The 25,669-nt window shown below is 50.0% G+C and carries 26 protein-coding genes and 1 tRNA gene; 14 read left to right on the top strand and 13 right to left on the bottom strand.

Going from position 1 to position 25,669, the window contains the following annotated elements; all coding sequences use genetic code 11:
* Positions 1 to 10 precede the first annotated feature (10 nt).
* From EAO37_RS06695 to ffh, 3 genes are read left to right on the top strand one after another with little or no spacing between them, the layout of a single operon-like run.
* Entirely contained in the window at positions 11 to 730 is a 720-nt protein-coding gene (locus tag EAO37_RS06695) for a hypothetical protein (protein WP_120952607.1), read from the top strand.
* On the top strand, positions 730 to 3,315 hold the full coding sequence (locus EAO37_RS06690; protein ID WP_120952604.1) for a valine--tRNA ligase: 2,586 nt from the start codon (positions 730 to 732) through the stop codon (positions 3,313 to 3,315). Before EAO37_RS06695 ends, EAO37_RS06690 begins: the two co-directional genes overlap by 1 nt.
* A complete protein-coding gene (ffh, locus tag EAO37_RS06685) occupies positions 3,308 to 4,645 on the top strand; it encodes a signal recognition particle protein (protein WP_120952601.1) in 1,338 nt (445 codons plus the stop codon). Before EAO37_RS06690 ends, ffh begins: the two co-directional genes overlap by 8 nt.
* On the opposite strand, the gene EAO37_RS06680 is transcribed toward ffh, so the two are convergent.
* Complete coding sequence (locus tag EAO37_RS06680; RefSeq protein WP_120952598.1) at positions 4,635 to 5,075, bottom strand: hypothetical protein; 441 nt, start codon at positions 5,073 to 5,075, stop codon at positions 4,635 to 4,637. The two genes, ffh and EAO37_RS06680, sit on opposite strands and share 11 nt — an antisense overlap.
* 71 nt (positions 5,076 to 5,146) lie before the next feature.
* On the opposite strand from EAO37_RS06680, the gene EAO37_RS06675 reads away from it, so the two are divergent.
* From EAO37_RS06675 to EAO37_RS06625, 11 genes are all read left to right on the top strand, one after another.
* Complete coding sequence (locus EAO37_RS06675) at positions 5,147 to 6,265, top strand: aminotransferase class V-fold PLP-dependent enzyme (protein WP_120952595.1); 1,119 nt, start codon at positions 5,147 to 5,149, stop codon at positions 6,263 to 6,265.
* A gap of 9 nt (positions 6,266 to 6,274) precedes the next feature.
* Positions 6,275 to 6,742, top strand: a complete 468-nt coding sequence (locus EAO37_RS06670) for a phosphoribosyltransferase family protein (RefSeq protein ID WP_120952592.1) — start codon at positions 6,275 to 6,277, stop codon at positions 6,740 to 6,742.
* Entirely contained in the window at positions 6,732 to 8,033 is a 1,302-nt protein-coding gene (rimO, locus tag EAO37_RS06665; protein ID WP_276206410.1) for a 30S ribosomal protein S12 methylthiotransferase RimO, read from the top strand. Before EAO37_RS06670 ends, rimO begins: the two co-directional genes overlap by 11 nt.
* 70 nt (positions 8,034 to 8,103) lie before the next feature.
* Positions 8,104 to 8,616 carry a 5-(carboxyamino)imidazole ribonucleotide mutase gene (gene purE, locus EAO37_RS06660; protein ID WP_240451762.1) on the top strand — a complete coding sequence of 171 codons (513 nt, stop codon included), beginning with the start codon at positions 8,104 to 8,106 and terminating at the stop codon, positions 8,614 to 8,616.
* Positions 8,609 to 9,322 (top strand): phosphoribosylaminoimidazolesuccinocarboxamide synthase, encoded by a 714-nt coding sequence (gene purC / locus EAO37_RS06655; RefSeq protein ID WP_120952586.1) that lies wholly within the window; start codon positions 8,609 to 8,611, stop codon positions 9,320 to 9,322. Before purE ends, purC begins: the two co-directional genes overlap by 8 nt.
* Positions 9,323 to 9,330: 8 nt before the next feature.
* A complete protein-coding gene (gene purF, locus EAO37_RS06650; protein WP_240451761.1) occupies positions 9,331 to 10,614 on the top strand; it encodes an amidophosphoribosyltransferase in 1,284 nt (427 codons plus the stop codon).
* Positions 10,615 to 10,739: 125 nt separating this feature from the next.
* Positions 10,740 to 11,747 carry a phosphoribosylformylglycinamidine cyclo-ligase gene (gene purM, locus EAO37_RS06645; protein WP_120952583.1) on the top strand — a complete coding sequence of 336 codons (1,008 nt, stop codon included), beginning with the start codon at positions 10,740 to 10,742 and terminating at the stop codon, positions 11,745 to 11,747.
* Entirely contained in the window at positions 11,741 to 12,442 is a 702-nt protein-coding gene (locus EAO37_RS06640) for an IMP cyclohydrolase (protein WP_240451760.1), read from the top strand. The genes purM and EAO37_RS06640 overlap by 7 nt, the downstream gene beginning before the upstream one ends.
* Entirely contained in the window at positions 12,442 to 13,602 is a 1,161-nt protein-coding gene (locus tag EAO37_RS06635; protein ID WP_120952580.1) for a phosphoribosylaminoimidazolecarboxamide formyltransferase, read from the top strand. Before EAO37_RS06640 ends, EAO37_RS06635 begins: the two co-directional genes overlap by 1 nt.
* An 8-nt stretch (positions 13,603 to 13,610) precedes the next feature.
* Entirely contained in the window at positions 13,611 to 14,840 is a 1,230-nt protein-coding gene (purD, locus tag EAO37_RS06630) for a phosphoribosylamine--glycine ligase (RefSeq protein WP_120952577.1), read from the top strand.
* A complete protein-coding gene (locus EAO37_RS06625) occupies positions 14,837 to 18,481 on the top strand; it encodes a phosphoribosylformylglycinamidine synthase (RefSeq protein ID WP_120952574.1) in 3,645 nt (1,214 codons plus the stop codon). Before purD ends, EAO37_RS06625 begins: the two co-directional genes overlap by 4 nt.
* Before the next feature lie 5 nt (positions 18,482 to 18,486).
* Here EAO37_RS06625 and EAO37_RS06620 read toward each other — a convergent pair.
* The 12 genes from EAO37_RS06620 to EAO37_RS06565 all read right to left on the bottom strand — a co-directional run.
* Positions 18,487 to 18,571: transfer RNA gene (locus EAO37_RS06620), tRNA-Leu, on the bottom strand.
* A 42-nt stretch (positions 18,572 to 18,613) separates the two neighbouring features.
* Positions 18,614 to 19,909: a Na+/H+ antiporter NhaC family protein gene (locus EAO37_RS06615; protein WP_120945703.1), complete on the bottom strand. Its 1,296-nt coding sequence runs from the start codon at positions 19,907 to 19,909 to the stop codon at positions 18,614 to 18,616.
* Complete coding sequence (locus EAO37_RS06610) at positions 19,906 to 20,817, bottom strand: nitrilase-related carbon-nitrogen hydrolase (protein ID WP_120952571.1); 912 nt, start codon at positions 20,815 to 20,817, stop codon at positions 19,906 to 19,908. Before EAO37_RS06610 ends, EAO37_RS06615 begins: the two co-directional genes overlap by 4 nt.
* A gap of 8 nt (positions 20,818 to 20,825) precedes the next feature.
* Entirely contained in the window at positions 20,826 to 21,464 is a 639-nt protein-coding gene (lpoB, locus tag EAO37_RS06605; protein ID WP_120945699.1) for a penicillin-binding protein activator LpoB, read from the bottom strand.
* Positions 21,461 to 21,865 carry a hypothetical protein gene (locus tag EAO37_RS06600; RefSeq protein WP_120952568.1) on the bottom strand — a complete coding sequence of 135 codons (405 nt, stop codon included), beginning with the start codon at positions 21,863 to 21,865 and terminating at the stop codon, positions 21,461 to 21,463. Before EAO37_RS06600 ends, lpoB begins: the two co-directional genes overlap by 4 nt.
* A gap of 3 nt (positions 21,866 to 21,868) precedes the next feature.
* Entirely contained in the window at positions 21,869 to 22,381 is a 513-nt protein-coding gene (locus EAO37_RS06595; protein ID WP_120945695.1) for an LPP20 family lipoprotein, read from the bottom strand.
* Positions 22,382 to 22,435: 54 nt separating this feature from the next.
* Positions 22,436 to 22,690, bottom strand: coding sequence for a 30S ribosomal protein S18 (gene rpsR / locus EAO37_RS06590; RefSeq protein WP_120945693.1), 255 nt, complete (start codon positions 22,688 to 22,690; stop codon positions 22,436 to 22,438).
* 14 nt (positions 22,691 to 22,704) lie between these two features.
* On the bottom strand, positions 22,705 to 23,151 hold the full coding sequence (gene ssb, locus EAO37_RS06585) for a single-stranded DNA-binding protein (protein ID WP_120945691.1): 447 nt from the start codon (positions 23,149 to 23,151) through the stop codon (positions 22,705 to 22,707).
* Positions 23,144 to 23,566, bottom strand: coding sequence for a 30S ribosomal protein S6 (gene rpsF, locus EAO37_RS06580; RefSeq protein WP_120952565.1), 423 nt, complete (start codon positions 23,564 to 23,566; stop codon positions 23,144 to 23,146). The genes ssb and rpsF overlap by 8 nt, the downstream gene beginning before the upstream one ends.
* 63 nt (positions 23,567 to 23,629) lie before the next feature.
* A complete protein-coding gene (gene holA / locus EAO37_RS06575) occupies positions 23,630 to 24,616 on the bottom strand; it encodes a DNA polymerase III subunit delta (RefSeq protein WP_120945687.1) in 987 nt (328 codons plus the stop codon).
* Positions 24,617 to 24,621: 5 nt separating this feature from the next.
* Positions 24,622 to 25,431: a shikimate dehydrogenase gene (locus EAO37_RS06570; RefSeq protein WP_120945685.1), complete on the bottom strand. Its 810-nt coding sequence runs from the start codon at positions 25,429 to 25,431 to the stop codon at positions 24,622 to 24,624.
* Positions 25,421 to 25,669 (bottom strand): SH3 domain-containing protein (locus tag EAO37_RS06565; protein ID WP_205589760.1); only part of this gene is annotated, 249 nt, incomplete at its 5' end. The genes EAO37_RS06565 and EAO37_RS06570, both read right to left, overlap by 11 nt.

Below are 25,669 nucleotides of genomic sequence, written 5' to 3'. Positions count from 1 at the left end.
AAGTGAAGCGATGATAGAAATGATTTTAGTCATAGCGGTGGCAGTGGTTTTACTCTATTTGTATTACACCCTGCAAGAATACCTTAAAAACCCCCTGCACGCTCCCACACCCACCCCAAAGCCCCAAGAACCCTTGAATGTCTATCCTCTGCCTAGCCCTGAACAAAGTCTAAGAGAGAGCGAGTCTGGAGTGGTGGTGCTCTTGTTAGGGCGCGCGACCACTGGCATGCCTGATAGCCCCCTCAAGCAAGCCTTGATCACTCTATTTTTAAAGGATTTGAGCCAAAATAATGGAATCGCGTTGGAACAACTCCAAGAACTCTACAAGGCTACAGATAAGCCTGATCTAGAGGAGCTATGCGCGCAATTCTTAGAGGTCGCGCATGGGGAGTATAAAAAACGCCTTAAATTGGTAGAATTTCTCTTTGTGTGCGCCCACGCGCAAGGCGCTTTGCAAGATCAAAGCAAGGAAGTTTTATTAGATGTGGGTGCGTTTTTGCGCCTAGAAAATAGCGATTTTAACACGCTCTATGAGGGCTTTGAATCCCTAGCGCATCACAAGCCTTACAAGGTAATCTTAGCTAAAATGCCGGACTCCTCTGCCTTTGAAGCACAAGTGGCGTTGCACTATCTCAATTTTCTGGACGCTAAGAGCTGGCATAAAAGCTATTTGCCCGATCGCTTAGGTGTGTTGTGGCAACTCCAAGAGATTTACCAACAAGGACGCTAATGGATTTCCCCCCTTTTGACCTGCGCTTGGAAAAGCGTTACTACCAACTGTGCAAGGAGCGGGGTTATTTTGAAGTGGGCACGCAGGGGCAACCCTTTGCGCTCATGATGCCCCCGCCCAATATCACGGGGCGTTTGCATATCGGACACGCTTTAACCTTGAGTTTACAAGATATTCTAGCCCGTTATAAGCGCATGGATGGGTATCGCGTGCTTTACCAACCCGGTTTAGACCACGCCGGGATCGCAACTCAAAATGTAGTGGAGAGAGACCTCTTAGCGCAAGGCGTGTCTAAAGACCAGATTGGGCGCGAGGCGTTTGTGCAAAAAGTTTGGGAGTGGAAGCAAACCTGCATGCACCAAATTGTAGAGCAAATGCAAGAATTGGGTTTGAGTTGTGCGTGGAGCAGGTTGCGCTTTACCATGGACACTGGCTTGCAAAGAGCTGTGCGCATGGCGTTTAAAGAGTGGTATGAACGCGGTTTGATTGTGCAGGATTTCTACATGGTCAATTGGTGCACGAAGGATGGTGCGCTGGCTGATATTGAAGTGGAATATGCCCAAGAGGAAGGCAAGCTCTATCATTTGCGCTATCCCCTAGAGCAGGGCGGAGTGGTGGTGGTGGCGACCACGCGCCCAGAAACCTTCTTTGGGGATGTCGCCTTGATGGTGCATCCGCAGGATTCACGCTACCAACACCTCATCGGACAAAAAGCACTCTTGCCTTTAAGTGGGCGTGCAATCCCCATTATCGCTGATGAGTATGTCGATCCCAATTTTGGAACAGGTTGTGTCAAGGTAACCCCCGCACACGATCCCAATGACTACGAAGTGGGTAAACGCCACCATTTAGAATCTTTGGTAATCTTTGACACGCAGGGCATTTTGAATGCGCATGCACTAGAGTTTGCCGGGCTAGAACGCTTAGAGGCACGCTCACGCATCGTAGAGGCTTTACAGGTCCAAGGCTTCATGGAAAAAATCGAGCCCCACACCCACCAAGTGGGCAAGTGCTACCGCTGTAACAACACCATCGAACCCTATATCTCCAAACAATGGTTTGTGAAAAAAGAGGTCGCTCAGGGCGCGATTGCCAAAGTCAAGGAGGGTTTAGCGCAGTTTTTTCCCCCTACTTGGCGCAATAACTATAATGCGTGGATGGAAAACTTACGCGATTGGTGCATCAGCCGCCAACTCTGGTGGGGGCATCGCATCCCTGTTTTTACTTGCGCTAACAACCATCAATTTGTCAGTGTTGATGATCCCACCTGTTGCCCTGAATGTGGCGATCTACACCTCAGTCAAGACCCCGATGTGCTAGACACTTGGTTTAGCTCGGCACTGTGGCCTTTTAGCACTTTGGGCTGGGGGCAAGAAAACGCGTCAGAATTTGGCACGCATGATTTAGAGGATTTTTATCCTAATAGCGTGCTAGTAACCGGGTTTGACATCTTGTTTTTTTGGGTGGCGCGCATGCTCTTAGCCGGGGAGAGTTTGCTAGGCTCTCTGCCCTTTAAGGACATCTACCTGCACGCTCTAGTGCGTGATGACAAGGGTGAAAAGATGAGCAAATCTAAGGGCAATGTGATCGACCCCCTAGAGATCATCGCCACGCAGGGGGTGGATAGTCTGCGCTTTGCTTTGGCAATGCTAAGTGTGCAGGGGCGCGATCTCCTGCTCTCAAAAGAGAGTATTGAGCAAGCGCGCCACTTCACCCATAAACTCTACAATGCTACCCTCTTGCTTTGTAAATACGCCCAAGAATGTGGCGCGCAAGCGGGGGAAAGTGTGCTGGGGGCTTATGCGCGCTCAAGACTACACGCCACCACTAAAGAGGTGCGCCAAGCCCTAGATAGCTACCGCTTTAACGATGCGGCGCGCCTACTCTATCGCTTCTTGTGGGGCGAATTTTGCGATTGGATCTTAGAGTTTCTCAAGGCGGATAGAGAGAGTGCAACCATCCACGCCCTCATAGAAGTCTTTAAAGACGCGCTCAAACTCCTGCATCCCTTCATGCCCTATATAAGTGAATACCTCTACCACCGCCTAGAGGGCACTTCTTTAGAAAATGCGCCCTCCCTGATGTGTGCCTCCTACCCCACCAATACAGATCGCAATGAAAAGTTAGAAAAGGTCTTTGAGGGTATTAAAGAGGCTTGTACCGCCTTTAGGCGCTTAAAAGTCTTATTAGGCATCGGTGCGCTACCTAAGGGCTACCTCCAAAGCACCTTAAGCCTAGATTCACAAGCCCTAAGCTTTATTAGCAAACTCACCAAGATCGCCCATTTGGAAGTGGTGGCTACCAAACCCCCGGGGGCTTTAAGCGATGTGGGGGAATGGGTGAGCGTGCATGTGAGTTTAGAGGGAGTGGATGTAAGTGCCCTAGAGGCGCGCTTACAAGCCCAACTTGTCAAATTAGAGAAAGAAAAAGCGAAACTCAATTTAGATAACCCGCAATTTTTAGCCAAAGCCCCCAAAGAATTACTAGAAAATTTGCGCGCGCGCGCACAAGAAATCGCGCAAAAGAAAAGCCAAATTAAAACTGAACTCACGCTTTTAGAGAGTGCAAAGGACACCCATGTTTGAAGCTTTAAGCGAATCGTTTAAAAACGCCCTGAATAAAATCCGTTTCCAAGACGATCAACAAGCCCTAGAAAAAGCCCTAGACGCGCTGAAAAAATCGCTCCTGCGCAATGATGTGCATCATAAGGTGGTTAAAGAACTCATCACCCAGATTAAAGACAAAACCTTAGCTAAGGGTGTGGGCAAACAGCAGTTTTTAGACTCCTTGCAAGAGAGTTTATTAGAAATTTTAAGCGTGCCCGGGAGTGCGAGTGGATTTGTCTACGCCTCTAAACCTCCTACAATTGTGCTGATGTGTGGGCTGCAAGGAGGGGGTAAAACCACCACTTGTGGCAAGCTTGCCCACTATCTTAAAACCCGCCAAAAAAAGGTTTTGTTAGTGGCATGCGATCTAGAACGCTTGGCGGCTGTGGAACAATTACAGGTCTTGGGCGCGCAGGTGGAGGTAGAAGTGTTTCACCAAGAGGGGGGAGTGCTTGAGATCGCTAAGGGGGCACTAGCGCGCGCACTAGAAGGGCAATTTGATGTGATGATTGTAGATAGTGCGGGGCGTTTGGCTATCGACAAACCCTTGATGGAGGAGCTCAAAGCTTTAAAAGAGTTGCTTAACCCCCATGAGGTCTTTTATGTCGCAGACGCGCTCAGTGGGCAGGATGGCGTGCGTAGTGCTAGCACCTTCCATGAACAAATAGGCATTAGCGGGGTGGTTTTAAGTAAGTTTGATAGCGATAGTAAGGGTGGGGTGGCATTAGGGATCGCCTACCAACTCAAAATCCCCTTGCGTTTCATCGGGCATGGGGAGAAAATCCCCGATTTGGACCTCTTTGTGCCCGAGCGCATTGCCAACCGCTTAATGGGCGCGGGGGATATTATCACCCTAGCGGAGAAAACCGCCAGTGTGCTAGACCCCAAAGAGGCTAAGGATTTATCTAAAAAACTCAAAAAGGGGCAATTCACGCTGAACGACTTTGTCGCCCAGATTGAAAAGCTTAAAAAACTAGGTTCTTTGAGTGCGCTGGTGTCCATGATTCCCGGACTGGGCAATATTGCGGGTGCGCTCAAGGGCACGGATTTAGAAAACTCCGCTGAGATCAAAAAGATCAAGGCTATGCTCTCTTCCATGACTGCCAAAGAGCGCGAAGACCCTAGCTTGCTCAATGGGAGTCGCAAAAAGCGCATCGCTTTGGGATCGGGTTTGGAAGTAGCTGAAATTAACCGCATTTTAAAGCGCTTTGATCAGGCTGCCCAACTGGCTAAAAAACTCAGTGCTAGAGGCGGAGTGTCTAACTTATTGCAGATGTTGCAACAACAAGGACCTAAGTCTAGTTGGTGAGCGTGTCTAGGTGTTTTTCTAACACCACCATGGTTTGCAGTTGGGTAAGGATTTGACTCATCAAGGGCATGAGTTTTTGTAGGGGCGCGCTACTAGACATATCCCTAGCGATACTTCTATAGCCCTGCAACACCCCCTCTAAGTAGTCAAATAGCGCGTCATTGTGCGCGTAATAGTCTTGCAACACTCTAAAGAGGGTGGCGTTTTCTTTGAAGATCTCCACCACCTGCGCGCTGGTATTTGGGTCTAGCTTTGCTCTATGGGCGCGGATGTCTAGGACAAGGTTGCCAAGCTGATCGTTTAAAATGCTGATATTGCGGTGCATGTCCGCTTGGTGGATCGCCATTTTATGGATGGTATCCTTGATCTCTTGCAAAGAAGCCCCCACACCCCATGAACAAAGCATTAAGCCGATGAGTAGAGCGCGCATGGCATGCCTTTTTGATGCATTATACACCCTTTTATAGTATAATTTGGTTTATTTTGACATGAGAGGTTATCTTGCAGCCCCTGCTTTTCACCCCCGGTCCCACCCCCATCGCGCCCCAAATTGCGCGCACTTTGAGCCTACCCACCCCCCACCACCGCACCCAAGAGTTTGAAAATGCTTTCGCGCAGGTGCGCGCCCAACTCAAAGAGATGATGGGCATGCAAGAGGTAGTAACTCTGGTGAGCAGTGGCACGGGCGCGATGGAGGCGAGTTTATGCACCTTTGTAGACGCGCACACTAAAGAGCCCAAACTCTTGGTGCTCAATAATGGCAAGTTTGGGGAACGCTTTGGCAAGATCGCCAAAGCCCACCACATTAACTTTTTAGAGATCAAAAACCCTTGGGACACCCCCATTAGCGCGCCAGAGGTGCTAGCTTGCGTGCAAGAACACCCTAGTTTAGAGGCGATCGCCTTGCAGGCGTGTGAATCTTCAGGGGGGTTGCGCTTGGATTTTGAAGAGATTAGCGCGACTCTCAAGGCACATAATCCTAACTTTTTAGTGATTGTGGATGCGATCACCGCACTGGGTGTAGAACCCTTAGAAGTGGGGCATGTGGATGTGCTCATTGGAGGGAGTCAAAAAGCGTTCATGCTACCGGTGGGTTTGAGCTTTGTGGGTTTAAGCGCGCTTGCGCTCTCTAAATTGCGCCCCAATGGGTATTATTTCAATTTGGCTTTAGAATTGCAAAAACAGCAGCGCAACACCACCGCTTTTACGGCGGGTATCTCGCATGTGATGGCTTTGCAAACCTATTTTGCTTGTGTGGCGGAGTTGGGAGGGTTAGAGGTGCTCTTTGCTAACACAGCCCAGCGCGCGCTAGCCAGTGAACATGCGCTCAAGGCTTTAGGTTTGCAAATTTACCCTAAAACCCCCGCCCTTAGCATGAGCACTATTTATCACGAGCGCGCCCTAGAGATCAGAAAATGCCTGAAAACTTACGGCGTGGTGGTCGCTGGGGGGCAGGATCACCTCAAAGACTTGCTTTTGCGTATCAACCATATGGGGATCATTGCCCCCCATGAGATCGCATGGGTGCTCAATGCGCTAGAACAAAGTTTGGTCGATCTGGGCTTAAGGGCGCGTTTTGAGGGCGAAGCGGTGCGCGCGTTCATGCAAGCTTATTATTAGGAACAACGCGTGCGTCAATACTATGGCTATGCAGATTTTAGGCAGGATGTGGTGGCTTTAGCCAAAAAGGTAGAACAAGACTTCAAGCCCCAAGCCCTTATCGCCATTTTGCGGGGGGGCATGACTTTAGCGCATTTTCTAGGACTCTATTGGGACATCAAAGAAGTTTATGCCATCAACGCGAGTTCTTATAGCGCAGAGCGCACTCAAGGGGCACTAGAGATCAGCAATGTGCCCATTCTGCAAACACAACACCAGCGCGTGCTGGTAGTGGATGAGATTGTAGATAGTGGGAAAAGCTTTATAGGGGTGATGGAGATTTTACAAAAACAATACCCGCAGGTGTGCTTTAAAAGCGCAACTCTCTTTGCGCAAAAAGATGCGCGTTATAAGGCGGATTTTGTGCTCAAAGAAGCTAAGTGCTGGATTGATTTTTTCTGGGAAGTGGACTTACAAGGAGGTTTTTTTGCGCCCTAAACTCTATCTTGTTTCTCTGGGTTGTTCTAAAAATTTAGTGGATAGCGAGGTGATGTTGGGCAAACTTGCCCATTACGAACTCACAAAGGATTGCACGCAAGCCGATGTAATCATTGTCAACACCTGTGGGTTTATCCACTCTGCTAAACAGGAAAGTGTGCAAGTTTTGTTAGAAGCCATTAGCGCGCGCAAAGAAGGCGCGTTGGTGGTGGCTAGCGGGTGTTTGAGTGAGCGTTATAAAGAGGAATTGCAGGCTGAATTACCCGAGATCGATATTTTCACGGGTGTAGGGGATTACGATCGCATCGATGCACTCATTAAAGCCAAGCGGAGCGCGTTTTCTGCCGGTGTGTTTTTGGCAGGCGCGCACAACAAGCGCACTATCACGGGCTCTAAGGTGCATGCCTATGTCAAACTCTCAGAGGGGTGTAACCAGCAATGTAGCTTTTGTGCGATCCCTAGTTTCAAGGGACGCTTGCAAAGCAAGGGGATTGCCCAAATCTTAGAGGAAGTAGAAAATCTGGCTAAACAGGGTTTTAGCGATATTAGCTTCATTGCCCAAGATTCGAGCTCCTATTTGCGCGATCAGGGTGTAAAAAATGGACTAATTGCGCTCATTAAAGCCATGGATGCCCAACAAGCTATCCAAAGCGCGCGCATCTTCTATCTCTGCCCTAGCACCACCACCCTAACCCTCATAGACACCATCGCGCACTCGCGCATTTTTGCCAATTACTTTGACATGCCCATCCAGCATATCTCTGACTCTATGCTTAAAACCATGCGCCGTAACTCCAACACCCAAGCGCATCTTAAATTATTAGAGCACATGAAAAGCGTGCCTGAGAGCTTTTTGCGCACCACTTTACTTTTGGGGCATCCCGGGGAGAGTGAGGAGGATATTAAGATCTTGCAAGAGTTTTTAGAGGACTTTAGTTTTGATCGCATTAATCTCTTTGCTTTCAGCCCTGAGGAGAACACGCGCGCCTACCACATGCCCACTCTGCCCGATAGGGTGGTGAATCAACGCCTAGACACGATCAACGCCCGCGTGCAACAACAAGTCCAAGATTCCATGCAAAAGCTGTTGCATAAACCCATTGAAATCATTGTAGAGGGCTTGAGTGAAGATGGCTTGTTTTTAAAAGCGCGCGACAAACGCTGGGGCTTGGAGATCGATGGAGAAATTCTCATCAATGAGAGCGAGCTAGACAATGTGCAACCTGGGTATTACCGCGCCATTTGCCACACCTACCAAGAGGGTGTATTACTAGGGAAAATTGTTGCCTAGGGCACTGGCTAGCCAAATTTACCCGCAGATTTGTTACAATGACGCTTAAGACACAAGTTAAAGGTTTTTGATGAAGATGAAAAAGGTTGCCGTGCTCATGGGAAGCCAAAGCGATTTAGCTGTTCTGCAACCCGGAATCGCGCTTTTAAAAGAGTTTCAAGTCCCCTTTGAAGTCCATGTGCTCTCCGCGCACCGCACCCCGCATGCCTTGCATAAGTTTGTGTTACAAGCCCCTCAAAATGATGTGGGGGTCTTCATCGCAGCCGCGGGCAAATCCGCGCACTTGGCTGGGGTGATCGCCTCTTTGAGCATTTTACCCGTGATCGCCCTGCCCATTCTCACCCAAGATTTAGGCGGGCTAGACTCTCTGCTCTCCAGCGTGCAAATGCCTAGCGGAGTCCCAGTAGCTTGCGTGGGGATCAACGCCGCACAAAACGCCGCTTTGCTTGCCCTAGAGATTCTAGCCCTATACGAAGTCGCGCTAGCAGAGAAGTTACAACAAGCCCGCCATGACAATGAAGCCAAGATTCTCCAAGCGGATCGCGCCCTTTCATCTCAATTTCACAAGGAACCCCATGCTTGAAACCCCATGCCACTTACTCTACGAAGGCAAAGCCAAAAAGGTTTACACCACGACTAACCCTGAACACTACATCGTGGAGTATAAGGACGATGCCACCGCCTTCAATGGGGTTAAAAAAGCCACTTTGCAAGGCAAGGGCGCGCTAAATAACCGCATTAGCAATTATTTGATGCAATATCTTCAAACACGGGGCATTTGTACGCATTTTCTTCAAGAACTCAGCCCCACCCAAACCCGGGTTAAAAAGCTCACCATGTTCGCTTTAGAGGTGATTGTGCGCAATCTAGCGGCGGGTTCTATGGCTAAACGCTTGGGATTGCAAGAGGGATCGCCCTTGCAAACCCCCGTGCTAGAATTTTGCTATAAAAACGATGCGTTAGGCGATCCACTCATCAATGAGGATCACGCCCTAGCTTTAAAACTGGCTACCCCCAGTGAGTTGCAAACTTTACGCGCACACGCTCTACAAATCAACACCCTTTTGCAAGCCTACCTACAAGAAAAGGGGATTATCTTGGTAGATTTCAAATTAGAATTTGGCAAGGACACACAGGGGCAAATTGTGCTAGGCGATGAGATTTCTCCAGACACTTGTCGTTTTTGGGATGCACAGACGCGCCAAAAATTAGACAAAGATCGCTTTAGAGAGGATTTAGGCGATGTGTGCCAAGCTTACGAGGTGATTTGGCAAAAAGTTTCTAATTAGGGTTGCTGATGTCAGAGCTCAAGGAAGAATGCGGGGTTTTTGGAGCTTTTGCTCCCCAGATGGCTGATTTAGCCCCCCTAGCCTATAGCGCGCTGTGTGCCCTGCAACATAGAGGTCAAGAGGGTTGCGGGATCGCCCTCTGCTGTGAGGGGCATTTTAGTTACCACAAAAATACAGGGTTGGTCAATGAGGTCTTTGATCAAGCCACCTTGCAAAGGCTGGGGAAGGGCGAGGTGTGCATCGGGCATGTGCGCTATTGCACCACGGGGGAAAATAGCCGCACCAACACCCAACCCCTCCTCATCCAGCACATTAAAGAACCCCTAGCCATCGCCCACAATGGGAACTTAGTTAACGCCGTAGAATTGCGCCGTGAATTAGAATTGCAGGGCTGTATTTTCCACACCTCTAGCGATACGGAGGTGATTCTCTATCTCATCGCCCAGCACCGCTTAAAGAGTGCCACCCTAGAAGAGGCGATTCAACACTGCATGGCGGTGTTACAAGGGGCTTATTGTTTGGTGGTGATGTCCCCTAACAAACTTGTGGCTGTGCGCGATCCCCTGGGGTTTCGCCCCCTATGCTTTGGCAAAAGCGATCAGGGAGTGGACATTGTGGCTTCTGAGAGTTGTGCTTTGGACGCGCTGGGGGCTAGTTTCACGCGCGATATTGCCCCAGGGGAGATTATAAGCTTTAGCGCACAAGGGATTGAAAGCATCACCACCCCCCCTAAGCCACGCAAAATCTGCTCCTTTGAATACATCTACTTTGCCCGTGCGGATTCCATGCTGGAGGGTAAGAGCGTGCATTTAGCGCGCATGCGCGCAGGGCAATACCTAGCCAAAACCCACCCCGCTAATGCCGATGTGGTGGTGGGCGTGCCCGATTCGGGGATCGATGCCGCTTTGGGCTACTCCAAAGAGTCTAAAATTCCCTACGCCATAGGTTTTATCAAAAATCGCTACATCACGCGCACCTTTATCGCGCCCCAACAAGAACGCAGTGAAAAACTGCGCCTAAAACTCAATGTAGTGATTCCTAATATCCGTGGTAAGCGCATCGTCTTGATTGATGACTCCATTGTGCGGGGCAACACCACGCGGCGCATTGTGAAACTCTTGCGCGATGTAGGGGTCAAGGAAATCCACATGCGTGTGTCTTCCCCCCCCTTCATCAACCCCTGCTACTATGGCACAGATGTGGACTCCCAAGAGCACCTTATCGCCCACAACCACAGCCTAGAGCAGATCACCAAAATTTTGATTTGGATTCGTTGGCTTACTTGCCCTTAGAGGGGGTTGCCTTCATGTTAGAGGGAAGCGGATTTTGTGCAGCATGTTTTGGGGGAGGTTATCCTACACCCACCCCCACGCACTCCACCCCCCTAAAAGCCCCTACCCACATCTAAAGGAACACAATGCAATCTTATAAAAGCGCGGGCGTGGATATTCAGGCAGGCTATGAGTCTGTAGAGCGCATTAAAAAGCACATCGCACGCACCAAAATCCAAGCCTTTAATCAGATCGGAGGATTTGGAGGGCTATTTGCCCTAGACACACAGGGCATGACGCGCCCTATTTTAGTCAGCGGAGCCGATGGCGTGGGCACAAAACTCAAATTTGCCTTCATGTTAGATAACCACGAGAGTATCGGCATAGATTGTGTTGCCATGTGTGTAAATGATGTGCTATGCGTGGGGGCTAAACCCTTGTTCTTTTTAGACTATCTCGCTTTGGATAAAAACGAACCTAGCAAGGTGGAGAGCATTGTTAAGGGCATTGCACAGGGCTGTGTATTAGCAGGCTGTGAACTCTTGGGGGGAGAAACAGCCGAAATGCCCGGCTTTTACGCCTCAGAGGAATACGATCTAGCGGGCTTTTGCGTGGGAGTGGTGGATGAATCTAAAATCCTCCAGCCCCAGCGCGTGCAAGCAGGGGATGTGATTATAGGACTGGCTTCTAGTGGTTTGCACTCCAATGGCTTTTCTCTAGTGCGTAAAATCTTAAGCGATCGCCATATTGATCCCCTTACTTATACCCTTGAGGGGCAAAATCTCGCCCAAATGCTCCTAACCCCCACAAGAATTTATGCCAAACCCCTTTTAAAACTTTTAGAACAAATCCCTATCAAATCCATCGCTCACATCACGGGAGGGGGCTTTTTTGAAAATATCCCGCGCGCTTTGCCTCAAGGGCTAGGGGTTAAGATCACACGCGCTAGCTTCCCCACCCCCCCCATTTTTGACTTTTTGTGCACGGATTTATCCCAAGAAGAGACCTTTGGGGTGTTTAACATGGGCATTGGCATGGTGTGCGTGTTATCCCCACAGCACGCTCAAGAGGCGATCGCGCTCTTAGAGGCAGAGGGGGAAAGTGCCTACTTACTAGGAGTGGTCCAAGAAGGTGCGGGGGTGCAATTATGCTAATTTCTCACCTTTTAAATACCCAACGCTACTTTGGACGCGGGATTCTAGTGGGTGCGACTCCTTGTGGCAACTACGCCTTTTGGGGTTATTTTTTAATGGGGCGTAGCGCGCAAAGTCAAAACCGCCTTTTTGTACAGGATCACCACGATATTCATATCGCCTTTAAAACCCCTCCCAGCGGGGACATCTCTTTAATTTTCTACCCCCCTATTATCCACCAAGACCCCCATGTCATTATCACCAATGGGAGTCAAACCCAAGTGATCGCCCAAGCCTTAAACAAGAAAGAGAGTTTTTACCAAGCCCTACAAACCCAGAGTTTTGAGCCCGATTCTCCCCATTTTACCCCACGCATTAGCGCACTGATCCAGCTCAAAGATCAAGGCTTTAGCTACCAGATGAGCTTGATTAAAGCCCTCAGAGGCGCAAATACCCTTGTGTGTAGTCGCTATTTCTACGACTATGAGAGCTTGCCCGGGCGCGGGCATTTTTTGCACACCTACGCCCATGATGCCACCCCCCTGCCTTCCTTTTGTGGCGAACCCAAACAGATTGCCATCCCCCCTAACTTAGAAGAATTTGGCGCGCAAATTTGGCAGCATTTAGACCCCACCTATAAAGTAGCCCTTTGCGTGCAATCTATGCATGTGCACACCCACCAAGTCCAAACCCTCATTTTCAATAAGGACACTTAATGCCCTCCATCCCCCTTAAATACGGCACCAACCCTCACCAAGCCCAAGCCAGCCTCTCTGCTGAATTTATGCCCTTGCAAGTGCTCAATGGCACGCCCAGCTACATTAATTTCTTAGACGCGCTGAACGCCTACCAATTAGTCAAGGAACTCCAAGAGGTTACCAAGCACCCTTGTGCCACTTCTTTTAAGCACGCCAGCCCCACCAGCGCGGCTTTAGCCCAGCCCCTAGAGGACACACGCCTTAAAGCCTATTTCTTAGAGAACATCCCCGATCTCAACGCCTCTCCCATCGCTACGGCTTATGCACGCGCCAGAGGGGCGGATCGTCTGAGTTCTTTTGGGGATTTTGTGGCTCTAAGCCAACCCTGTGATCTAACCTGTGCGCGCCTGCTAGCCCAAGAAGTTTCTGATGGAATCATCGCCTCGGATTTTGAGGTAGAGGCACTAGAGCTACTCAAGCAAAAGAAAAAGGGGGGCTATATCATCTTACAAATAGACCCTAGCTACACCCCACCCCTATTAGAAAAGCGCGAAGTCTTTGGCATCACCTTGCAACAAGAGCGCAACCACGCCCCAATTACCCCCGCCCTTTTAGATCACATTGTTACACGCAAGAAAACCCTCCCCCCCAGTGCTAAAGAAGACTTGCTACTCGCCCTCATCACCCTCAAATACACTCAGTCTAACTCCATTTGTTTGGCTTATCAGGGGCAGGCTATTGGGGTAGGGGCGGGGCAGCAATCGCGCATCCACTGCACCAAGATCGCCACAGATAAAGCCGACCTTTGGCATTTGCGCACACACCCCAAAGTCTTAAATTTGCCCTTTAAAGAGGGTTTGAGTCGTCCTACAAAGGACAATCTCATCTATGCGTATTTGACCCATGGGCTAAGTGAGGTGGATATGTCATGTCTAACACACCCCATCGCGCCTTTCAGTCCCCAAGAGCGTGCGGACTATTTAGAGGGCATAGAGGGCGTGAGTTTGGGGAGCGATGCCTTTTTCCCTTTCAGCGATAGTTTGGAGCGCGCAGCCCAAAGTGGGGTGCGCTATGTCGCCCAAAGTGGGGGGAGCAAGCAGGATGCTAGCGTAATTGAGGCATGCGATCGTTTAGGGATGGTGATGGCTTTTACCTCGTTGCGTTTATTTCACCACTAGGAGGATTTATGAAAATTGCCATCATCGGATCAGGGGGACGCGAACACGCCATTATCAAAAAAATCTCCCCCCAGCACCAGCTCTTTGCCATTCCGGGCAATGCGGGCATGGGCGTGCCATGCCTAGATATTCCCGTGAATAACACCCAGGATATTCTAGCTTTCGCCAAGCGCGAACAACTAGATTTCATCATCGTTGCCCCCGATAACCCTTTAGTGGCGGGTTTGGTGGATGTGCTTGAGGATGCGGGCTTTGCCTGCTTTGGACCCAGAAAAAGCGGGGCACAATTAGAGGGGAGCAAAATTTTTGCCAAAGAGTTTATGCAACGCCACCATATCCCCACCGCACCCTACCACGCCTTTAGTTGTTTTGAGGAAGCCGTAGCTTTTTTAAGCGCACAGAAAACTTTTCCTATCGTGATCAAGGCAGACGGGTTAGCCTTTGGCAAGGGGGTGCGCGTGATCTCTGGGCTAGAAGAGGGGTTGGCTTATCTCAAAGCCTTGATGGTAGAGCGCGTCTTTGGAGAGAGTGGAGCACAAGTGCTCATTGAGGAGTTTTTAGAGGGGCAGGAAGCTTCTGTATTGGCTTTTTGCGATGGGATCACGCTCAAGCCCATGCTCTCAGCCATGGATTACAAAAGAGCTTTAGAGGGCAATCGGGGTCTTAACACCGGGGGCATGGGTTGTATTGCGCCCAATCCCTATTTCACTCCCCAAATCGCCCAAGAATGCCAAGAACAGATTTTCATCCCCACACTTAAAGGTATTCAAGCAGACAAACTAGATTTTAGAGGCTGTCTTTACTTTGGACTGATGCTCACGGATCAGGGCGTTAAAGTCGTAGAATATAACTGTCGCTTTGGCGACCCAGAGGCTCAAACCTTGTTCCCCCTGCTCCAAAGCGATCTACTAGAGATCATGCAAGCCTGTGCCAAACAAGAACTCGCCCAGCAAGAAGTGCGCTTTGCGCCCGATCATGCCTGCTGTGTCGTGCTGACTTCACAGGGCTACCCCCAAGATTTTGAAGTAGGGCATGCCTTAAGCTACCCTCCAGAGTTAGACATTTGCTTTGCAGGGGTCAAGCGCACTCAAGAGGGGCTGTGTAATGCCAGCGGACGCGTGCTTTCCATTACCAGCACCGCCCCCACTTTACAAGAGGCGCGTGCGTTGAGCTACGCGCGCATGGCTAAAATTTCCCTTAAAAATGGCTATTACCGCCAAGACATCGGGCAATTATGATAATCTATGTGCAAAAAAAAGCGGGGTTTGACTTTATAGCCCAGCACCTTTGCGCCCAGTTGCGCGAAGTGTTAGCCCTTCCCCATTTAGAACGCGTGGGGGTTATCAACGCTTACTTAGTGGAAAATATGACCCCTGAGGACTTGGAGCGCGCGCGCGCTATTGTCTTTAGCGAACCTCAGGTAGACGATCTCTTAGAGGATTTGGAGCTGGAGGATTGTGATACGCATTTTGCGATTCAAACCCTCAAGGGGCAATTTTGCCCCAGAAGCCATGCTGCTATGACCTGCTTGCAAATGCTTAACCCCAATGCTCCCACTCCCCTTGTTGAGCACGCCACGATCTATAAAATCTATGGCAAACTCCAACCTGATGAGTTGGATCGCGTGCGTGCTTATCTTACTAACCCCTTAGAAAACCACGAGGTGGCTTTGCCCTTGCAACGCGCGCGCGCGCTCACCCCTACCCCCCCCCCTCAAGAAATCTTCGATCTTAGAGCCATTTCTAACAAAGAAGCTTTTCTTGCTAAACACCATTTAGCCCTCTCTTGTGCGGATTTAGACCTTATTGCCAAGCACCTCCCCTCTCTGAATTTCTTAGAGCTCAAAATCCTAGACACCTTTTGGTCGGATCACTGCCGCCACACCACCTTTCATACAGAGTTAGAGATTAACACGCAGAATCCTCTCGCCCAAGAGATTTTAGCCCAATACATGGGCATGCGCGCAGAGTTAGGGCACACCAAGCCCATCAGTCTGATGGACCTCTCTACGATCATGGCTAGATCTCTCGAGGCTAAAGATCAGGCGCGCGCGTGGGTGGTGGGCGCGGAAAATAATGCCTGCACGCTCAATATCACGCTCAACACTCCCAAAGGTCTAAAGCCTTATTATCTCTTTTTCAAGAACGAAACCCACAACCACCCCACAGAGATCGAACCCTACGGGGGGGCTTCTACTTGCATCGGGGGGGCGATTCGCGACCCCCTTTCTGCACGCGGAGTGGTCTATGCGGGGATTCGTATTTCTGGGTGCGCTAATCCACTTGAACCCATCGCCCAAACTAGAGCGGGCAAGCTCCCCCAGAGAAAAATCGCGCTAGGGGCTTCTGAGGGCTTTAGTGCTTATGGGAATCAAATCGGGGTGGCTACTGGGCTGGTGCATGAAGTCTACCACCCCGGTTACAAGGCAAAGCATTTAGAATTAGGTGCCGTGGTGGGTTGCGCACCCCAAGATCATGTGCGCTCTTTAGAGCCCCAGAGTGGGGATGTAGTGGTGTTGGTGGGGGGACGCACGGGGCGCGATGGCTTAGGGGGGGCTAGCGGGTCTTCACAAGCCCACCACACCCAGTCCCTAGAGCTGTGTGGCGCGCAAGTGCAAAAGGGAGATGCCCCCAAGGAGCGCAAACTCCAGCGACTCATGGGCAATCCCAAATTTTGCCAGTTGATCAAACGCTGTAATGATTTTGGAGCCGGGGGGGTGAGTGTGGCTATTCCTGAGCTAGCCCCCAGTGGGGTGCGTATCCATTTGGATGCCATGCCCACTAAATATGAGGGACTAAGCCCCTTTGATTTAGCCCTAAGCGAATCTCAAGAGCGCATGGCGATGCTTATAGAGGCTAAAGACTTGGAGGCATTTCAAGCCCATTGTGAGAGCGAGGGAGTGTTGAGCGCACCCATCGCCCAGATCACCACAAGCCAAGCCCTAGAGATGTATTTTCAAGAGGAGCTTGTGGCGCGCATTCCCATGGCTTTACTCCACAGCCACGGCGCGCCCCGTTTCGCGTATGCCCAGATTCCAAACCCTTCCAAGCCTCCCAAGCACACTTACAATTTCTTAGAAAGTTTCAGGCAGTTGGCAGCTGATTTAAACCAAAGCACCCCACGGGGCTTAATAGAACAATTTGACTCCACCATCGGGGGCAATAGCATTTTCATGCCTTTAGGAGGGGTTTACCAAGCCACCCCCATCCAAGCAATGGCGCATAAAATTCCCTTTGAGGATACCTCTACTTGTTCCCTAGTGGCTTTTGGATTTGACCCCTACACATGCGATCAAGACCCCATCAAAGGGGGGTATATGGCTGTAATTGAGAGTGTGTGTAAACTGGTGGCATGCGGAGCACAATGCCATGATATTTACCTGAGTTTTCAAGAGTATTTTGAGTCTTTGGGCACAGACGCGCATAAATGGGGCAAACCTGTTGGGGTGTTGCTAGGCGCACTCTTAGCCCAGCAACGCCTGCAAATCGCTTGTATTGGGGGTAAGGATTCGATGAGTGGGAGTTTTGAGGACTTGAGCGTGCCCCCCACCTTTGTGAGCTTTGCCTTTTGTGCCCAAGAGAGCACCCATTTAATTAGCCCAGAGTTCAAAGCCCCCGGGCATTTTGTCTACTTGCTACAAGCCCCCTTAGACGCGCACGGGCTACCCACTCAGCTAGAGGCGTTGTTTGAAAGCTTGCACGCCCATATTATCCAAAAACGCGTGATCTCTGCCTATGCGCTGGGGGCTAGGGGAGTGGCTCAGGCACTAATCCACATGAGTTTAGGCAATCGCATTGGGGTAGAGCTAGAAGATAATCTGAATTTAGATACCCTCTTTGTGCCCGGTTATGGAGGCTTTGTGCTAGAGAGCGTGCAGGAGCTAGAGAGGGGGCTTAAGTTGGGACGCACCAGCACACAAGGGCATATCAAATTGGGTAAAGATAGCCTTCCTCTTGGCGATCTGCAAAGAGAGCCTCTAGATTCTATCTACCCCACCCACGCCCCAAGCCCTCCCCCCTGCACTTTGCCCCAAGCCATGCGCCCTCTAAACCCCCCTTCAGCGCGCGCTAAAATCGCCAAGCCCCGCGTGCTCATCCCTATTTTTCCGGGCACCAACTGCGAACACGACACCCAAAGGGCTTTTGAGAGGACGGGGGCGTTGGTGCAAACTTTGGTGATCAACGATCTCACCCCTCAGCATAGCGCACAAGCCATCACCCAGATGCAAAAAGCCCTACAAAACACCCAGATTTTATTCTTACCGGGGGGATTCTCCGGGGCTGATGAGCCTGATGGGGCGGCTAAGTTGATCAAAGCCTTTTTCTCTAATATGAAGTTGCAAGAGATACTGAATGCGTTTTTAGAGAATCGAGATGGACTTATTGGAGGGATTTGCAATGGGTTTCAAGCCCTGCTCAAATTAGGGCTATTGCCCTTTGGGCGCATCACTCCCTCTAAATCTCATCACCCTACCCTTTTGCCTAACGCCATTTTGTGCCACCAGAGCAAGATCGCGCGTATCCGTGTAGTTTCTAATGCCTCACCATGGTTGAGTGCCACGCAAAAAGGGGCGATCTATGCTGTGCCCATTTCGCACGGCGAGGGGCGTTTTTTTGCCCCAGAGAAAACTCTTATAGAGCTCGCCCAGCGCGATCAAATTGCCACGCAATATGTCAATTTAGAGGGGCAAGTGAGTTTAGACACCGCTTTTAACCCCAATGGATCGCTCTGTGGCATTGAGGGGATCACCTCGCCCTGTGGGCGTGTCTTTGGGAAAATGGGGCATAGCGAACGCGTGGGCGCACAGCTGTATAAAAATGTGGAGGGGAACTATGCCATGCCCATTTTTGAGGGGGCTGTGAAGTATTTCAGTGAGTAAGGGAGTGGTGCGGAAGAGAGGAATCGAACCTCCACGCTTTGCAGCGTCAGATCCTAAGTCTGGTGCGTCTACCAATTTCGCCACTTCCGCAAAACGCCCATTCTACATTTTTTAAGATTAAAGCCCCCTGAATTAAAGCAAGAGTGCCCCAATCGTGCCAAAGACAATGAGGGGGATGTTGTAAACCAAAAAGGTGGGTAAACAGGTGTCATAGATATGGCTGTGTTGTCCATCTGCGTTGAGTCCTGTGGTGGGTCCAATGGTGCTATCGGAGGCGGGCGAGCCCGCATCACCTAGCGCAGCGGCTATCCCCACTAGCAAAATGGTCGCAGAGGTGCTAAAGCCCAAAGCCACACACAAGGGGCAATAAAAGGCGGCGATGATGGGGATTGTGCCAAAGGAGGTGCCAATGCCTATGGTGATGAAAAGCCCGATAGCCAACATCAACAGCGCGCCCTCTAGTTTGGTAGAAACCAAGCTGGAAGTCGCGCTCACTAAATCCGCGATGGCATGGGTTTTTTGCAACACCTCTCCAAAACCAGCCGCCACCAACATCACAAAGGCCACAAAGGCCATCATCTTCACGCCCTCATCAATGACGCTATCCATTTCCCTCCACTTAACCACACGCCCGGCCAACATCACCATAAGCCCTATAAATGCCCCTAAAGGCAAGGATCCCGTGCTCAACTGCACCACAAAGGCTAACACAATGCCCAAGAGCGTCAAGTAATCGCGCCAGCCTAACTGGAGGTTTTGATCGCTTTGAATCTCCAAGCTCTCCTTGTAAAGGCGTGGTTTTTTATACAGCACCAAAACAGCCCCTATTAAGCCTACCAACATCGCTAGTCCAGCTACAGACATCACGCCAACCACCTGGGAGAGGGTTGTAGACACGCCATTTTGATTCAAATTTTCCACCAGTAGGTTGAGAAAAATCAAGCCAAAGCCCGCAGGGATCGTCATGTAGGGGGCTTGCAAACCAAAAGTTAGCGCGCATGCCACCGCGCGTCTATCTAGTTGCAGGCGATTCATCAAGTGCAAAAGCGGGGGGATCAAAATGGGGATAAAGGCGATATGCACGGGGATGAGATTTTGTGAAAAACAAGCCACAAAGGCGATCAGAAAACACAGGGTTGTCGCCTTTTTGTCCATCACCCCCACCAACTTATGCAAGAGCACCTTGATGAGATTCCCACTTGAGATCATCACAGCTAGCGCGCCCAAGAGAATATAACTCAAGGCGGTTTCTAAATTGCCATGCATGCCCTCGATCATGATCTGCGTTGTCTTCACTACGCCAAGATGCCCCATGACACCTGCTACTAGACTCGCCGCGATAATGGCAAGCAAAATATTCAGGCGCGCCAAACTCAAACCCACCATCACAATGACGGACACCACCGCCGGGTTACTCCATAAGGTCATTGCGCCACCCGTTTTAGCAGATCGCCATAGGCTTCAATGCGCCGATCTCTAAAAAAGGGCCACACCAAGCGTGCTGCCCTACTTTCCTCCAAATCTAGGCGCGCGTGGATAATCTCCTCCTCTTCTCCTCCCAAGGCTAATTCCTTGCCAAAAGCCCCATAAATAAAGCTAGAGCCAAAGAAAACTAACCCATGTGTGTGTCCAGAGGGGTCTAATTCTAATCCCACGCGGTTAGAGGTGATCACAGGCATTACATTGGCGATGCTATGCCCGCGTTGCACCCCACGCCATGCCTCTCTTTGCAAAAGCTTGTCTTGCAAACTCTCACTTGAATCGTTAAACCACCCAATCGCGCTAGGGTAAATGAGCACATCGGCTTGTTTGAGTGCCATGATGCGCGCAGCTTCAGGATACCATTGATCCCAGCACACCAACACCCCCAAATTCCCCACACTGGTTGCAATGGGCGCAAAAGCGTCCCCGGGGGTGAAGTAAAACTTCTCATAAAAGCGCGGATCATCGGGGATATGCATTTTCCTTTGCACGCCAGCAAGCGTGCCATCTGCTTCAAACACCACCGCGTTATTGGAAAACACTCCCTCCATACGCTTTTCAAACAGAGAACTCACCAACACCACTCTATGTTCCTTAGCCAAGTGGCTATAAAACTCCATGTCTTGGGGGTAGTGTTGGGCTAGGGTAAAATAGTTTGAATCTTCATGCTGGCAAAAATACGCATAAGGGTGCAATTCAGGCAAAACCACCAAATTTAAACTAGGGTAGGCACGCTTGGCTTCCTCTAGCATGCGCGCGCCATGGCGCAAGGTGGCTAGGCGATCCCCTTGGTAGGCATGCTGCAAGATCGCCACCTCGAGATAGCGCGCTTGAGTGCTCTCGCGTCCACGCAATTTAGCCCCTACCAAGACACGGACTTATTGCTACCCAATTTAGAGATGGGAAACTCGCGACTCCACACCTCTAGCCCGTTTTTAATGCTGGTTAAAGACAGAATAAAGATGTAATCAATGCGTTGTTTGCTCGAACTCACCCGCGCGTTTCTTTGGATTACCTTGCCACTCAAAGAGAGATCGGGAGCGCGCAAAGTGCCTTTTTCTTGGGTGGTTTCTTGGTTGAATTCCTCATTATTGCGCAATTGACGCACCTTGCTAATCATCTTGTCCTCACTCCCTCCACTCCCTGCGATCGCTCTAGTAACATAGAATTTATTATGCACTTGGTCTTTCAGGGTTTGCAACACCAATTGGGTGAGTTGTTCGGTGTCAAAATGCTGCATGGTGTCGTTGATCACATCGGAAACGGCAATGACTTTAGGGCTAGCCAAATGTTGCACATCGGGACTAGCCAGCATAGAAGTTACGGCGGTCTTGGCTGCGTCTTCAATGTCTTGGTAATCTAGACCGGCAGTGGCGTATTTTTTAGATTCTTGATCTTGTTTGGAGATGTAACTCACATTTTGCCCACAGCCTGCAAGCACTAAGACCCCAAGCACGCATGAGGTCCAAAGGCGTTTATTAAAAGCAATCTTAGATGTCATAACTTTTCCTGCGGTTTTTTGGTATTGTCCTGTGTGGCGGGGGTATCTTTAGAGACGGGAGGGAGGGTCTTGGCGTTACTGGCATGCACATCTACCAAGGCGTAAGCCCTATCCTGGCTGATCCACTCGGCTTGGATTTTTGTCGCCCTAAGCTCCACATGGACTTGTTGGCGGTTTTGATCCCCAGAGAGGAAATCTGCTAGCTTGGCGCGGGCTCTTGCGCCTGCCACACTCAAAGCGTTGTCTACATCGCCTTCCAAAATAGTGGCTACGCCACAAGCCACCACTTTATTCTCCTGTAATGTAGCTGGCTTGGCGCACTGACTCACCCACTTGGGCGCGCCCTGCGCACAGGAAAACAGCAAAACACTCAAAGCCCCAAAAACCCCCATCTTCAACATGGGTTACTGCAAACCTAGCTCAGATCGAATCTTAGAGACGATGCCCTGATCTAGCCCCACAAGCACCCAAACCTTGTCCTTGCCCACCCATCTAGCTAAGGGCTTACTAGCGACCAACACACGATCCACCTTTTCGTTGACACTGACGCTACTGTTCTTATCCAAAGACTTGCCATTTCGATTGGCTTGGCTTTGCACATCTTTAATCAACTCGCTTTTAAGATTGGTGGCTAGATTCGCTCTAGCAGCTGCCGCGGCCTGATCGGTGGCATAGCCCACATCGCCCTCCACAATATCATCCTCACCCCTACCCAAAAATACCGATGAATACTCTTTATTGCCAACCTTAATCTTATTGAGATCCCCATTCACCCACTTGGGCGCGTCTTTGGTTTGGGCGCGGTACTCCTTGTTTTCCTTGCTCACCCCAGACTTGGGCTCACCGCACCCCACAATAGCTAAAGCCACCACTACACTGCCTGCCATTAGAGCCCACGCAAACTTCTTAGAAACCATTCTCAACTCCTTTGTAAAATCTCGTCCATGCTATTGCACGAAAGTAACCCATCGTTAAACCCTAAAGGGGTTTTCCACGACCTTTTTGCGATCCACCACATAGGGGATCAAGGCCATGTGGCGCGCGCGCTTGATAGCCACCTCCACGCGTTCCTGCCACTTCTTGCTATTGCCTGTCAAACGCCTAGGCATGATTTTGTAGCGTTCTGAAAGGGAATAGCGCAGAAGTTCTAAATCCTTGTAGTCTATGAACTCCACCTTAGCCTCGGTGTATTTGCAATAGCGTTTAGAATAGCGTTTTTTTTCCATGACTTCCTTTCTGGTTAAAATGGCATGTCATCATTGACATCAATCTCTGGGACCTTTTCAGGCTCTTTTACCGGGTTGCTCAAACTCTTTGATTTATAGGGCGTGGCTTGTTCGAACGCGCCTCCGGCATTGTCGCGCTTGGAATCTAGCATCACTAAATTCTCAACCACCACGCTGTGCTTACTCCTCTTATTGCCATACTGATCGTTCCAACTCTCAAACCTCAAACGCCCCTCCACCAACACCTTAGAACCCTTGTGCAGATATTGGCTAGCAATCTCAGCTGTGCGCCCCCAAAATTCCACATCTATAAAGCAGGTATCCTCTCCCTTTGTGCCATCTTGGCGTTTATAAACATGGTTGGTGGCAATCCCCCCCTTCCCAACCACACTCCCGCTAGCTAAGTGGCGCAACTCCACATCACGGGTAAAGTGCCCCACCAAGGTGATCTTATTAAACATCGCCCTCTCGGGATTCTTGGGGTGTGGCAGGGAGTTCCTGGTGTTCTTTGAGGCGGGGTTGCTTAGCCTCTGCCCCGGGTTTTTTCAAGGCTCGATCGATGAGTGTCTGCCAAGCCTTGTGCTCTTTCTTGCTCTCATATTTGAGAATGATAAAGCGCAAAATATCTTCATTGATGCGATACAATCTCTCCAACTCCAACACCACCTCAGCCTGCGCTTTGAAGTAAATCACAAAGTAATAACCCCGTTTTTGCTTTTTGATTTCGTAAGCTAATTGCCTCTGACCCATGTCTAAGGTGGCTTCTATCACCCCCCCCTGCTTGCTGATCGCCTCTTGATAAAAGGCTAGCTTGCTCTTGATCTCCTCTTCGACCATCGTGGGTTTGAGGATAAACATTGTTTCATAATGCTTCAAAACATCTCCTTTTGGGTTGCGCCCTTTTGTAGCACAAAAGAGCAAGGTCTTAAGCCCCGCATTCTAGCCTATGCAATCTTGCACTTTGATTAAAAAATGCCAACTTGCCTGCGTGTTGCCCCGCATGCATTCTACATGCCAATCTCTAAGCCACTCAAATAGCGCGCGCATGTTTTGGATTTGTCCGGCGCGTCTGCTGAGTTGCAAGATCACAGCTTGGGGCGGATTAAAACCTAAAATCTCTTTGGGCTGGATTTTGCCATGCACCCTAAGATAGCTAGCAAATAAAAAGAGCTGGTAAAAATGGCGCGTGAGCGCGCGCACTAATTCCACTCCATCGTTCCCCTCTGCTTGCAGGCGTGCAAAGACCTGTAAGCTCTGCGCTCTACTCTTAAACAACGCGTCTAACAACGCCTCCACCCCCACAGCCCCCATGTTCTCTAAACTCTCTTTCACTTCTGCTAGCCCTACCAAACCCCCCAGTAAGGACAATTTTTCTAATTCTTGATCGATGATACCCACATCGTGGTTATGCCACTCCAACAATAAATGTAAGGCAGGTGTTTCTATTTGTAAGCCCCGCGCTTGTGCCCTCTCTTGCAAGAGGGCGAGTAATTGGGTGGGAGTGGGGGTAAAAAAGCGCACCGCTACGATTTGCTCTTGGATTTTGGGATGGGTGAGTTGCGCGGCAAATTGCTTGCACTCTTGGATATAACTATGCTTTTTATGAGGATACAAGCCAATAAGTAGCGCGTTTTTGGGATGGCGTGCTAGTGTTTGCATTAAAGCACGGCTTTCTTTTGCCCCCAAAGCCTTATCCAATTTCAAATACACCACCACCCCCTCCCCAAATAGAGAGTCTTGACTCAATATTTCTAAGATCACCTTGAAGTCGTAATCGTTAAAGTAGAAGCGTTGCACTTGCGCCTGCGGGTAGCGATCCAAAATTTTTTGCGCGTAATGTTCAATGTAAAAGACATATTCCCCATAGAGTAAAGCCACCCTTGGGGTGGCGCGTTCTAGATAGCTGGATAATTCTTGTTGGTACATCGCGCCTAAAATACCACGCTCTGCATGCTTGCTAACACTTGGGCGTAGGGCACACGCCCCGCACAAAAGTAGCCAAAACTCAAAGCCGCTTGGGCGATGAGCATCGCCTTTCCATCTAAGGTGCACACGCCCAAGTCTTGCGCCTTTTGTAAAAAGGGAGTTTTTACGCTGTAGATGAGATCGTAGGCGATTTTAGTTTGGCTTAACAATGCACTAAGGCATGCGCTCTCTAAGGGCAAACCCACCCCATCCATCCCTGCGCTTGTGGTGTTCACCACCAAATCATAGGGTGTGGGGTTTAACTGCGCGCTGAGAAAACAGGCTAACCCCTGCGTTTGAAACGGTTTTAATTTCTGTGCGCTACGGTTGACAACACTCACGCGCACCCCATGCGCGCATAAACTGGCAACCACGGCGCGGCTACTCCCCCCTGCTCCTACCACCAAAGCACTCTTAATGGGGATTGTCAACATGGACAGGGGCGCATAAAACCCCTCTATGTCCGTATTATAGCCCACTAAATCCCCCTCTTCTAGCACCCAAGTGTTGATCACCTCGATCTCTTTGGCTATACCACAAACCCTATCGCTCAAGCTATAGGCGATCTGCTTAAAAGGGGCGGTGATATTAGCCCCACTCAAACCCCGTCTTAAGAACTCTTCTTTCAAGCGCGCGCCCTCTTGGAGTAAAAAGGGTTCATAGCGTCCTTGGAAACCTAGCACGCGGGCAAAATCCCCAAAAGCTTTATTGTGCAAAAGAGGGGATTTAGAATGGGCAATAGGGTTGCCAAAGACCCCAAAATTTTTACTCTTCACGCGTAGGGCTCACCAATTTCAAATACACCCAACCCTTTTTAGTGCGCCCCCACCCATTTTTGATCTCTAGCACATGCACTTCTGCGCCACGCAAGAATCTAGCTGTAACTCTAGATTGGGTGCTAGGCAGGGCGCGTACATTGAGCACATCTACCACCACATAGTAGATGGTGCTAGGGGTGTGGGGTTGTGCAGGTTGGGGGGATTGTGGGGTTGGAGGGGTGCTAGGAGGTGGGGG

Origin of the sequence: Helicobacter sp. L8 (assembly GCF_003660355.1) — a bacterium.
GTDB lineage: Bacteria > Campylobacterota > Campylobacteria > Campylobacterales > Helicobacteraceae > Helicobacter > Helicobacter labacensis.
The sequence above is the reverse complement of the archived record's forward strand: the minus strand, read 5'-3'. Positions and strand labels throughout refer to the sequence as shown.

What these genes read in the sequence shown, in the direction of transcription:
- rpsR (WP_120945693.1), bottom strand. Translation starts at nt 22,690, where the DNA reads ATGGAAAAAAAACGCTATTCTAAACGCTATTGCAAATACACCGAGGCT.
- EAO37_RS06600 (WP_120952568.1), bottom strand. Translation starts at nt 21,865, where the DNA reads ATGTTGAAGATGGGGGTTTTTGGGGCTTTGAGTGTTTTGCTGTTTTCC.
- lpoB (WP_120945699.1), bottom strand. Translation starts at nt 21,464, where the DNA reads ATGACATCTAAGATTGCTTTTAATAAACGCCTTTGGACCTCATGCGTG.
- EAO37_RS06680 (WP_120952598.1), bottom strand. Translation starts at nt 5,075, where the DNA reads ATGCGCGCTCTACTCATCGGCTTAATGCTTTGTTCATGGGGTGTGGGG.
- ffh (WP_120952601.1), top strand. Translation starts at nt 3,308, where the DNA reads ATGTTTGAAGCTTTAAGCGAATCGTTTAAAAACGCCCTGAATAAAATC.
- EAO37_RS06625 (WP_120952574.1), top strand. Translation starts at nt 14,837, where the DNA reads ATGATAATCTATGTGCAAAAAAAAGCGGGGTTTGACTTTATAGCCCAG.
- EAO37_RS06690 (WP_120952604.1), top strand. Translation starts at nt 730, where the DNA reads ATGGATTTCCCCCCTTTTGACCTGCGCTTGGAAAAGCGTTACTACCAA.
- purE (WP_240451762.1), top strand. Translation starts at nt 8,104, where the DNA reads ATGAAGATGAAAAAGGTTGCCGTGCTCATGGGAAGCCAAAGCGATTTA.
- purM (WP_120952583.1), top strand. Translation starts at nt 10,740, where the DNA reads ATGCAATCTTATAAAAGCGCGGGCGTGGATATTCAGGCAGGCTATGAG.
- EAO37_RS06695 (WP_120952607.1), top strand. Translation starts at nt 11, where the DNA reads ATGATAGAAATGATTTTAGTCATAGCGGTGGCAGTGGTTTTACTCTAT.
- EAO37_RS06595 (WP_120945695.1), bottom strand. Translation starts at nt 22,381, where the DNA reads ATGGTTTCTAAGAAGTTTGCGTGGGCTCTAATGGCAGGCAGTGTAGTG.
- holA (WP_120945687.1), bottom strand. Translation starts at nt 24,616, where the DNA reads ATGTACCAACAAGAATTATCCAGCTATCTAGAACGCGCCACCCCAAGG.
- EAO37_RS06640 (WP_240451760.1), top strand. Translation starts at nt 11,741, where the DNA reads ATGCTAATTTCTCACCTTTTAAATACCCAACGCTACTTTGGACGCGGG.
- purD (WP_120952577.1), top strand. Translation starts at nt 13,611, where the DNA reads ATGAAAATTGCCATCATCGGATCAGGGGGACGCGAACACGCCATTATC.
- EAO37_RS06615 (WP_120945703.1), bottom strand. Translation starts at nt 19,909, where the DNA reads ATGACCTTATGGAGTAACCCGGCGGTGGTGTCCGTCATTGTGATGGTG.
- purC (WP_120952586.1), top strand. Translation starts at nt 8,609, where the DNA reads ATGCTTGAAACCCCATGCCACTTACTCTACGAAGGCAAAGCCAAAAAG.
- ssb (WP_120945691.1), bottom strand. Translation starts at nt 23,151, where the DNA reads ATGTTTAATAAGATCACCTTGGTGGGGCACTTTACCCGTGATGTGGAG.
- purF (WP_240451761.1), top strand. Translation starts at nt 9,331, where the DNA reads ATGTCAGAGCTCAAGGAAGAATGCGGGGTTTTTGGAGCTTTTGCTCCC.
- EAO37_RS06635 (WP_120952580.1), top strand. Translation starts at nt 12,442, where the DNA reads ATGCCCTCCATCCCCCTTAAATACGGCACCAACCCTCACCAAGCCCAA.